General features: G+C 57.6%; 12 protein-coding genes. 9 read left to right on the top strand and 3 right to left on the bottom strand.

All coding sequences use genetic code 11. The features are described from left to right. From RA28_RS22945 to RA28_RS13015, 5 genes are all read left to right on the top strand, one after another. Window positions 1-244 (top strand): hypothetical protein (locus RA28_RS22945; RefSeq protein WP_206539634.1); only part of this gene is annotated, 244 nt, incomplete at its 5' end. Between the two features lie 166 nt (window positions 245-410). Continuing rightward, window positions 411-1,160 carry a 5-oxoprolinase subunit B family protein gene (locus RA28_RS13030; protein WP_039529514.1) on the top strand — a complete coding sequence of 250 codons (750 nt, stop codon included), beginning with the start codon at window positions 411-413 and terminating at the stop codon, window positions 1,158-1,160. Then, window positions 1,157-2,155 carry a 5-oxoprolinase subunit C family protein gene (locus tag RA28_RS13025; protein ID WP_039529319.1) on the top strand — a complete coding sequence of 333 codons (999 nt, stop codon included), beginning with the start codon at window positions 1,157-1,159 and terminating at the stop codon, window positions 2,153-2,155. Before RA28_RS13030 ends, RA28_RS13025 begins: the two co-directional genes overlap by 4 nt. A gap of 12 nt (window positions 2,156-2,167) precedes the next feature. Continuing rightward, entirely contained in the window at window positions 2,168-2,929 is a 762-nt protein-coding gene (locus RA28_RS13020; protein ID WP_039529315.1) for a LamB/YcsF family protein, read from the top strand. 148 nt (window positions 2,930-3,077) lie between these two features. Beyond that, window positions 3,078-4,325, top strand: coding sequence for a hypothetical protein (locus tag RA28_RS13015; protein WP_039529310.1), 1,248 nt, complete (start codon window positions 3,078-3,080; stop codon window positions 4,323-4,325). Window positions 4,326-4,393: 68 nt separating this feature from the next. Here RA28_RS13015 and RA28_RS13010 read toward each other — a convergent pair whose 3' ends face one another. Continuing rightward, a complete protein-coding gene (locus tag RA28_RS13010) occupies window positions 4,394-5,770 on the bottom strand; it encodes a D-alanyl-D-alanine carboxypeptidase family protein (RefSeq protein ID WP_052261457.1) in 1,377 nt (458 codons plus the stop codon). 279 nt (window positions 5,771-6,049) lie between these two features. After that, a complete protein-coding gene (locus tag RA28_RS13005; RefSeq protein ID WP_039529304.1) occupies window positions 6,050-6,751 on the bottom strand; it encodes an HAD family hydrolase in 702 nt (233 codons plus the stop codon). A 92-nt stretch (window positions 6,752-6,843) separates the two neighbouring features. On the opposite strand from RA28_RS13005, the gene clpS reads away from it, so the two are divergent. Genes clpS through hemF form a run of 4 tightly spaced genes read left to right on the top strand, consistent with a single transcriptional unit; the run spans window position 6,844 to window position 9,927 of the window. Further along, window positions 6,844-7,185, top strand: a complete 342-nt coding sequence (gene clpS, locus RA28_RS13000) for an ATP-dependent Clp protease adapter ClpS (protein ID WP_039529299.1) — start codon at window positions 6,844-6,846, stop codon at window positions 7,183-7,185. A gap of 48 nt (window positions 7,186-7,233) precedes the next feature. Further along, the gene (locus RA28_RS12995; protein WP_039529295.1) at window positions 7,234-8,199 is read left to right on the top strand and encodes a class I SAM-dependent methyltransferase; all 966 of its coding nucleotides are present in this window, start codon (window positions 7,234-7,236) and stop codon (window positions 8,197-8,199) included. A gap of 37 nt (window positions 8,200-8,236) precedes the next feature. Beyond that, window positions 8,237-9,037, top strand: coding sequence for an SDR family NAD(P)-dependent oxidoreductase (locus RA28_RS12990; RefSeq protein ID WP_039529292.1), 801 nt, complete (start codon window positions 8,237-8,239; stop codon window positions 9,035-9,037). Between the two features lie 5 nt (window positions 9,038-9,042). Further along, on the top strand, window positions 9,043-9,927 hold the full coding sequence (hemF, locus tag RA28_RS12985; protein WP_039529512.1) for an oxygen-dependent coproporphyrinogen oxidase: 885 nt from the start codon (window positions 9,043-9,045) through the stop codon (window positions 9,925-9,927). 3 nt (window positions 9,928-9,930) lie between these two features. Here hemF and RA28_RS12980 read toward each other — a convergent pair whose 3' ends face one another. Next, window positions 9,931-10,326 (bottom strand): hypothetical protein, encoded by a 396-nt coding sequence (locus RA28_RS12980; RefSeq protein ID WP_241481130.1) that lies wholly within the window; start codon window positions 10,324-10,326, stop codon window positions 9,931-9,933. Between the last annotated feature and the right edge of the window lie 118 nt (window positions 10,327-10,444).

The following is a 10,444-nucleotide window of genomic DNA, read 5'->3' as shown; positions in this document are numbered from 1 at the left end:
GTCTCTCCGACCCGTCAGCAACACCCTCAGCGCCGCCAGTGAAGGGCGTTCTAAGCACTACGCAAATTACACGCAAGTGGAAAATAGCATCTTGATCGTTTTTTTTGCGACAGGACAATTATTGCAATGTTTTCAGTATTATAGTCACCTGCCATCAGCGGAACTCTATCCTGGACATTTAAGCCAGGACCCATCGGCAGGCGAGTTTCTAGGTACGATCACCACGGCAACCACAATATATTGAGTTGCTGCAACGACTCGCCACGAGAAACGGGCAAGGAAAACGCCGACAATTGAGTCGAAACGCGCGCCCCGTGGCCAGAGACTGTCGTAAATTTTGCTGTCCGACTTGCGTATTGGAACCAGATGCGCTCATCTCGGCACGTCACGCGACCGAGTACCAAGACTTAATGACCCGAACAAACCATTCCCCCGAATTTCGCACGGTTGGTATCGACGGCCTTCTCGTCACCTTTGCGGACAGGATGGCAGAAGATGCAAATAGAGCGGCTTTGGCGCTGCGCGGGGAGTTTGAAAAGCGGGCCTGGGATGGCGTAGAAGAAACATCAACCTCTTTAGCTTCGACCTATATACGGATCGATCCAACGCGGTCTTCTCTCGCTGAGTTCGTTCCACGCGTTCAGCAGTTGGTGAGAACACGGGACTGGTACGACGCGTCCCTGCCGCCCGGGCGAGTACTGTGGCGTGTGCCAACTGTTTTTGGAACCGAGCTTGCCCCGCAATTGGACGAAGCTGCGAAGATCGCGGGTTTGACACCGGGCGAGGCCATAAAGCGCCTAAGTCAATCCCGCGTTCGGGTGCTGACAATAGGCTTTGCCCCTGGCCAACCATATCTGGGCCCACTTGGGGCCGAGTTCAACATTCCCCGGCAAAAGGACCTGACCCCAAAAGTTCCGGCTGGGGCCTTGGTCATGGCGATCTCGCAATTCGTTCTGTTTGCGGGGCCTGCGCCTACTGGCTGGCGGCACATCGGGCAGACCGCATTTCGCTGTTTCCGACCCGAAATGCAAAACTGTTTTGCTTTGAACCCCGGCGACGAGATGCTTTTTCACCCGATTACCCCGGACGAACTTGACCAGATCCGCGAGAACAATTCGGATGGAAACGGCGGCGCGACACGCGAGGAAATCGTCGCATGAGCCTGATCGTCCATCGCATCGGTCCCTCGTGCACGATTCAGGATTTGGGTCGAAACGGGTTCCTGTCTCAGGGCTTGTCCCGATCCGGGGCTGCAGATCAGATCGCTCTGCACGAAGGTGCCGCGCTACTGGGTCAATCACCCGCCTGCGCAGCATTGGAGATGGCCGGGATTGGGGGTGAGTTCGAAGCTGGGAAGGATACCCAGATTGCGCTGACCGGCGCGCCAATGCAGGCCAGCATTGATGGCGCAGCGGTGCCCTGGAACGCGTCGCACCTGCTTTTAACGGGGCAGCGTTTGACTTTGGGTTCGGCTGTGCGGGGCAACTATGGCTACCTGCATCTGGGCGGCGGGATCGATTCAGATGTGTTTCTGGGGTCCAGATCGGTTCATTTGACGGCCAATGTCGGTCGTGCGGTTCAGGTGGGGGACATCCTGCCATCCGCTTCTTCGCATGGGGAAGCCGGGTTCAAATTGCGTCCGGACGACCGGTTCGCCGGCGGCGAGTTGCGTGTTGTGGCCAGTTTTCAGACCGCCCTTTTCGATCAGGAAACGCTGAACCGTTTTGCAAGGACCGAGTTTCGGCGTGGACAACGTGCCAACCGGATGGGGATGCAGCTGGAAAGCGACGGCGAAGGCTTTGCTGCCGCCGGGCAGCTGAACATTCTGTCCGAGGTCATCACCATTGGCGATATACAAATGACCGGAACCGGGCGACCATTCATCCTGCTGCCTGAATGCCAGACGACCGGAGGTTACCCGCGGATTGCGACTGTCCTGCCGTGTGACCTGTCGCGCGCGGCCCAGAGCCCGGCCGATTGCGCGATCCGTTTCAAATTCGTTTCGCTAGAGGAAGCAACCGAAATTCAGGCGGCTCATTCGGTCGAACTCGCACGATTGCCAAACCGGGTCGAGCCATTGATACGCGATCCCAACGACATCCCCGATCTTCTGTCCTACCAGTTGATTGGCGGTATGGTCTCTGCAACGGACTAAGGAGGACCGCCCATGCCCAGCGTCGATCTGAATGCCGATATGGGTGAGAGCTTTGGCCCATGGAGCATGGGCGATGACGACAATCTGTTAAGGATCGTCACGTCCGCGAACATCGCCTGTGGTTTTCATGCTGGCGATCCTGACGTTATGGCCAGGACAATGAAGTCAGCCTCGGAAAACGGCGTCGGCATCGGTGCGCATCCGGGCTTTGCCGATCTTCAGGGTTTTGGCCGACGCGGAATGAGCATACCTCATGAAAGTCTGCGAAACCTGATACGCTACCAGGTTGGCGCGGCCCAGGGTATGGCCCGAGCATTGGGGACGCAGGTCCGCCACCTCAAGCTGCATGGCGCCTTGGCCAATATGTGCTCGGTCGATTTAGAAATGGCGCGGGCCTGCTATCAGGGCGCACTGGACGTTGATCCGGACATTATTGTCATGGTTCTGGCCGTAACCGAACAAGAGCGCGCGGCACAGGAACTGGGATGCAAATGGGTCGGAGAGATCTTTGCCGACCGGGCCTATAACGACGACGGCACACTGGTGAACCGCAGCCTGCCCGGCGCCGTAATCCATGACCCTGAAATCGCTGGCCCACGTATCGCCAACATGGTTCGTGAAGGTGCGATCATAACGGAAAGCGGGAAACGTTTGGAAACGCCGATCGACACAATCTGTTTGCACGGCGATGGCCCGACGGCGGTACAAATGGCGCACTCGGTTCGGGATGCGCTGACCGATGCCGGAATCGAAGTGACGAAGTTCACCAGATAGAAAGGCGGGCGTAATCTCGGTCGCCTAGATGCTAGCTGTTGCCCGGAAAGGTCCGAGCCCCTAGCATGCCAGCAAGTGCATGTTCTGAATACCACAAATCCCCGCATTCCGGTTTCGACCCGGCCAGTTTTCGCAAGGAGGTAAGCTTATGTCTTTCGATCTGATGTCCTATCAGCCCAGGGGCGACAAGAAGAATTCGGAATTTTTCACCGAATACCTCCCCATGATCTACGAGCGCCGCATCAGCTCGGGCATTGCCGATCAGGTTGGCCCAATGCGCGCCATCGTGATTCAGGTCGAACCCGGGGCGCTGTTCGACACAATGGTCGAGCTGTATGTCATGACGCCCTACCGGCACACGGCAAGCTATCTGGGCAGCACGCATAAATTCGGGGTCATGCATTCGCATTCCGACTATCCCGCGTTGGTCCTAATGGCGCCGCTCAGCGAAGCGTTCGAGGATTTCATTCCGCGCATCAATCGCATGTATCCTCTGGCCCGCAGCACACCGCAAACGCGCTATGTCGGCGAAGTGTTCGGAGCAACGGACCTGAAGGCGTTAAGCAAAACCCTTGAAGATCAGAATATCCGGTTCGAATACAACGGTGACACTGAGAATCCGTTTTACACGCAGGACGGGTTCCTGTTCACCACGCCGTCGGATTTCACCTGTAACCGCGTCGGGTATTCCACGCATGATTTCAATGATCCCGACAGCCTCGGTCTGGGGGATCGCGTTTTGCTGAGCGACGCAGAAAAGGCACGTCTGGACGAAGCCGCTGCGTTTGGTGAGGACACCAAGATTGCGCCGCTGATGCTTGGCTTCGACCATCTTGCAACCCGCGTGCTGGCGGGTGAGCGTGAGGACGCCATTCTGGAATTCCTGACGATGGTTCCCTACTACTTCTGGGGGGCATACAATATCTTCGACATGAATTCGTCGACCAACGTCAACCGGAACGCCAATGTGGACGACGACAAAAAGTCACCCGCCAAGGTCTTCACAGCCAACAATACACCGTCGTTCGTAAACTCATTTGCCAAGCTGCCCATGCCGACAGAGGATTTTGTGCGCAACTTTGGGCGGCGCCTGCACCATATGGCGGTCGAGATTCAGGACGGGGATCATGGCGCCGGCGAAAAGAATGTTGATTTCGTGGTGAACACGCTCAAGGACAAGGGCGTGCCATTCCTCGCGCATGTCGTCGGCGAATGCAAAGACGATCCGAACCTGAAACAGATCTTTTCAAAGCATTCGAAGAACACGTTGCTGATTACCGAGTACATCGAACGCTGCCATAAATACGACGGGTTCTTTACCAAGGATAATGTCGCCGCGCTGACCGCAGCCGCCGGGCAGGACGAACAATATGAACACGGGCACGTTTTTGACTGACGTCCGTTCAAACGAAAAAGGCTGCGAAATTGCTTTCGCAGCCTGAGTTCACACTTAAGCGCCGGTCCTTATGACGGTCCGATCATGAAACACGTGACGTTCCGCGCCTGTAGTCGGCGGCAGGCCAGATCGGCCTGTTCGCGGGTCATACCCTGAAACGTCGCATCAAAGCCGCGCGTGCTTTTGTTCACCTTGCGCAGCGTGCCTTCCAGCGTCGTCATTTCCGAAAGCGCCGTTTTTAGCAGAACCTTTTCGGCCTCGTAACGGGTAGTGTAGCGACCCACGTTTACGCCCCACAAATGCCCGCCAGACGTCGACAGACGCGTCACCACTTCAGGCTCGGGTTCCGGCTGCTTCACGGGCTCGACCGAGGCCACAACCTGAGTTTCTTCCGCCTGACCCGTCGCATCCGATGGCTTGATATCGGCTGCGGCAATGGCTGCAGCGATGCCGTTCTGGATTCGCGATCCGTTCTTTGCCGCGGTTTCGGCGACCGTACCTGCAACCTGAATTGCGGTGCCTGGTCCGGGCCGCAACACGGGGCGCAGGCTGGACTTCGGCGCAGCGGTCAGGCGGGCGACCTTCACGGCCCCTTCCAAACCGGCGTTGCCAGCGTAAGCCGGGCGCGAGGGCTTGCGGATCGGCGCACGCGACGGTGCCCGACGGAACCCCATATCCAACAGCTCAGCAACCCGCGCGTTGCGTGACGCGCCGGACTTGCCGCCGAAGACGGTTGCGATAATCCGTTCGTCCTTGCGCTTGGCAGACGCAACAAGGTTGAAGCCTGCAGCGCGGGTGTACCCCGTCTTGATACCGTCCGCGCCCTTGTAAGCCGCCAACAATCTACGATTGGTGTTGGGCACGGTCTTGATGCCGGCATCGGTCGATTTCCGCGAAAACAGATTGTAGTACTGTGGATAATCATAAAGCAGATGCCGCCCCAACGTGGTCATGTCGCGGGCCGTCGACATATGCCCGGACTCCGTCAATCCGTGAGCGTTCTTGAAGGTTGTCCGGCTCATCCCCATGGCCTTTGCGGTACGGGTCATACGGCGGGCAAATGCTGCCTCGGACCCGCTCAGCGCAATACCGATTGCCGTTGCCGCGTCATTTGCCGACTTCACCGCGGCGGCGCGAATCAAATAACGAAACGCAATCGTCTGCCCCGACCGAAGCCCCAGTTTCGACGGCGGTTCGGACGCAGCCTTCTTGGTGATGCGAACGGGCGTATCCAGCGTAATCTCGCCGTTCCGCACCGCTTCGAAAGCGATGTACAGCGTCATCATTTTTGTCAGAGAAGCCGGGTGCAACCGCGTGTCTGCGTTTCGCGAATGCAAAACCTCGCCGGTGCGCGCGTCGATAACCATAGCCGCATATGGCGCGGCGGTGACCTGCATGGGTGCGAATGAAAGCACCCACATCAACACAATGAGAAGGAAGCCCATCCGGGCCGGAACTGTCCGCCGAACCTGCACGATCTTTGCCTCTGTCTGCCTCGGGCCGCCGGGTTTTCCCGGTCAGCGTTTTTTATTTTATTGAAGATCAGGCTATCACAGTGTCGCCGTCAGATAAACCTAAAGGTGGCCAATGCGCTAATTCTCTGCGACTGCAAAATGTGCCCATATGTTGTTGCCACAGGCGCGCCGCATACAAGACCGGCTATCGCGGTCCGAATTCGGCCACATTTCGCGCGAAAAGTTGCGAACTGGGACTTAATGGCAACATTACGACAAGGTCTGGATCAGCCCGGCCAGTTCTCCAAGATCATTCAAGGCACGGTACCTTGGATTGTCGTCCGGCACCTCGGCTCGTTCGACTTCCCAAACCAGGCCGTGCGGTACGTAGACACCCCAACATCCGGCCTGAATCGGGGCGACAACGTCTGATCGCATCGAGTTGCCGACCATCATAGCAGACTGCGGCCCATCGCCGTGCTGTGCAAAGACCGAGTGGTAGGTCGCGGCCGTCTTTTCCGAAACGATTTCGACCGCGTCAAACAGCTCTCCCAAGCCCGACTGCGCCAGCTTCCGCTCCTGATCGATCAGGTCGCCTTTGGTTATCAGTACCACGCGATGGGTTGCTGCAACGGTTTCGATCGCCGACCGCGCATGGGGCAGCAACTCGATCGGATGGGCCAGCATTTCTTGACCGGCGTCGATCAACTGACGGATCACCGAAGCCGGAACCCGGTCTTCCGTCACTTCGATCGCTGTCTCGATCATCGACAGCGTAAACCCTTTGATCCCATACCCATAGTGTCGGATATTGCGTTTCTCTGCAGCCAACAGACGGTCCATCAGATGGCCCCGTTCCGCGTGATCGGCCAAAAGTTCCGCAAAATAATCCTGCGTCAGTTGAAAGAACCGTTCGTTGTGCCAAAGCGTATCATCGGCGTCAAAACCGATTGTCGTCAACTGACTGTGCATCCTGATTCCACCCAGTTCCTCTTTTCTCCGACGGTTCTGACGTTATATAAGCGCAGAAATAAACCGAAGCTTGAATCGGATTCTCACAAGACATGCTCGAAACCCCATGGATGATGTCTGACAAATCGGACGAGGACGACGACACGTCAGTCCTGGTACAAACGCGTCCGAAGACCAAGCGCCCGCCCCTGTATAAGGTGCTGCTGCTGAACGACGATTACACGCCCATGGAATTCGTTGTCCACGTGCTGGAACGTTTCTTTGGCATGACCCATGCGCAGGCGTTCGAAATCATGTTGACCGTGCACAAGAAGGGCGTCGCAGTTGTTGGCGTATTCAGCCATGAAATCGCTGAAACCAAGGTTGGACAGGTGATGGACTTTGCCCGCCGCCATCAACATCCCCTGCAATGCACAATGGAACGCGAAGAGTGAGGTGAAGCCGGGTCCGCCCGCCGCCCACTGTATTCGCAGGACGCAGTCATGTCCCCTCGCCTTAGCCTAGCCCTCGAAAATGGTCTGACCCTTGCGCCGCCGGTCTCGGTGATCGGCGCGACACCGGCGCACGATCTGTCCGCTGTTCCCGCCGGTTCACAAGTTGTGCAGCCGTTCAAACCCTTCCATGACCATTTCGCCTCTATGGGCTTTGAAGCGGTGCCGGAGGCGGACGACAAGTGCCACGATATCATAGTGTTTCTGCCACGCGCCAAGGCGCAGGCACGAGCTTTGATTCAATTGGCGTGCCAACGCGCAAGCGGAACAGTCGTAATTGACGGGGCCAAGACCGACGGCGTTGACAGCGTGCTGAAGGACATTCGCAAGAAAGTTGCCGTTCAAGGGCCGATTTCCAAGGCACATGGCAAAATTTTCTGGTTTCAGGCGGACCCCACTGCTTTCGACGATTGGGCCGCGCCCGTTACCCAGATCGCAGGCGGTTTCCGCACTGCGCCCGGTGTTTTTTCCGCTGATGGCATTGATCCCGCCTCGGACCTTTTGCGGAAGGCCCTGCCAGCAAAACTGGGCTCTCACGTGGCCGATCTGGGGGCTGGGTGGGGCTATCTGTCCGCGGGTTTGATTGCGGATGAAACGTTGACCAGCCTGCATTTGGTTGAGGCCGACCACACCGCCCTGACATGCGCCCGCGCCAATGTGCAGGACCCGCGTGCGCAGTTTCATTGGGCCGATGCAACTACTTGGCGCGTTGACGAACCCCTTGACGCCGTGGTTATGAACCCGCCTTTTCATACGTCGCGCAGCGCGGACCCAGCGTTAGGTCAGGGCTTTATAAGGTCCGCTGCACGCAATCTCGGCCGGTCGGGTGACTTGTGGATGGTCGCCAACCGGCATCTTCCTTACGAGGCAACCCTGGCCGAAAACTTTGCCCGCGTCGAAGAGGTTGCGGGCGATAATCGGTTCAAGGTGTTTCATGCCTCTCGCCCCCGCCGGTGATCCCGGCTAACCTGCGCCGCAATTCAGGAGGAAATACATGTCCTTTTCCATAGCTGGCAAAACCGCGATCGTCACCGGCGGCGCCAACGGCATAGGTCTTGCGATTGGCCGGCACTTCGCGGATGCCGGTGCGAACGTCATGTTTGCCGACATGGATGAGAAACGCCTGACCGAAGAATTGGGCGACGATCTGGACGACAGCAACATTCGATTTTTTGCGGGCGATCTGCGCGAAAGGCTGACGCTTGCCAATCTGCTGTCAGCGACGCTGGATGCCTTCGATCAGGTCGACATTCTGGTCAACGGAGCCCGCCAGGTCATCCCGTCTGATCCGTTGGACATGGAAGACGACTCGGTGCGCACCCTACTGAACCAGAACTTGATGCCCGCGCTGCGCCTCAGCCAATTGATCGCAAAGCGCATGATCAAACAGGCTGACGAAGACAGCGACAATCCGGCCGGATCCATCATAAATCTGTCTTCTATTGCGGCGCGGCGGACACACCCGGACCTGATGGCTTATTCTGTGGCTTCCGCGGCGCTGGATCAGATGACCCGGTCGCTGGCCGTCGCACTGGCCCCGAGCCGCATTCGCGTGAACTCTATCGCGCTTGGATCGGTGATGAGCGCATCTTTGCAATCAACTCTCAAGGAAAACCGCGATTTTCGCGACGATATCGAAAAGCATACACCTCTGTCCCGAATAGCCGCGCCGAACGAATTGGCGGAAACAGCGCAATTTCTGGCCTCGGATGCAGCTGGCTTCATGACTGGTCAGATCCTTACAATTGATGGAGGCCGCACCCTTTTGGATCCGGTCGCAGCACCCGCCCATTAATGCCCATGTTTGATACCGAAAAAGCAACCGCTTCCGCCTGGTTCCGACAGCTTCGCGACGAGATTGTCGCTGCGTTTGAGCGCCTTGAGGACAGTCACGACATCGGTCCACTTTCGGACGCCGCGCCGGGTCACTTCGAAGTCAGAGAGACCAAGCGCCATTCGGATGACGGATCGGATGCCGGTGGCGGACTGATGTCGGTGATGCGCGGCGGTCGGGTCTTCGAGAAGGTCGGCGTCAACGTCTCGACCGTATATGGAACGCTGGGCGAACGTGCGCAGCACGCCATGGCAGCGCGCAAGGGCATTCCCGGAATGACGGACGACCCGAGGTTCTGGGCTTCGGGGATCAGCCTTGTGGCGCATATGCAGAACCCGCATGTCCCGGCGGTTCATATGAACACGCGCATGTTCTGGACACCGCATGCCTGGTGGTTCGGAGGCGGGTCAGACCTGAACCCCTGCATAGAATATGACGATGACACCGCCCATTTTCATGCCACGCAAAAGGCGCATCTGGACCCGCACGGCCCGGCGCACTATCCGCGTCTGAAAGACTGGGCGGACGAGTATTTTCATATTCCCCATCGCAAAAGGGCCCGTGGCGTCGGCGGCATTTTCATGGACGACTATTGCAGCGGCGATTGGCAAGCCGACTTCAATCTGACGCAGGACATAGGCCGCGCATTCCTGCCTGCCTTTGTGCCGCTCGTCGAAAAACGGCGTATCCAGCGTTTTTCAGAAGCTGACAAGGACACGCAACTGATCCATCGCGGGCTTTATGCGGAGTACAACCTCGTCTACGACCGTGGCACGAAATTCGGACTGGAAACGGGCCACGATCCGGATGCCGTGCTCATGAGCTTGCCGCCGGTCGCCAAATGGGTCTGAGTATCAGATACCCATGTCGATAAAGTTGTCGAAACAGTAGTTCTGGGCCGACGCGGCAGACATGTTCGCGCCCACCTTGCGGACGGTGATGGAATAGCCCGAACTGGTCTCACCGCCGGGCGGCGGTGAAAACGAGAATTGCACCGTTCTGACCCCGGGCTCATAAGCACGATAGATGTAAATGCGCTGCGAATTGGAAAGGCCCAGCGTTCGGATCGCGTAATCGCCAATTCCGCACCAGTAATTCACGGGTGCAGACGACCCAAGTGCCTTGACCTCATATATGCCGTCGTTCAGCGGGGTGATCTGAGTTCTGAAACTGGGCCTCAGCTTGTAACCAAAACCAACGCCCTGGGCCCACGCGGACGTTGTAACGAAGGCTAACAAAGTGAAAATCATGCAAAACCGCATTGCCGCTCATCCCGCCATTTCAATTGTCGATTCAAATAGGTTTGCCCAAAGGCCCGTCAAACCTACGACATTCAAACCCTTGGGGAAACACCTGCCTTTTTCACCT

It is taken from the genome of Ruegeria sp. ANG-S4 (assembly GCF_000814005.1).
Classification (GTDB): Bacteria; Pseudomonadota; Alphaproteobacteria; order Rhodobacterales; family Rhodobacteraceae; genus Ruegeria.
This window is presented reverse-complemented; position numbering and strand designations above follow the sequence as displayed.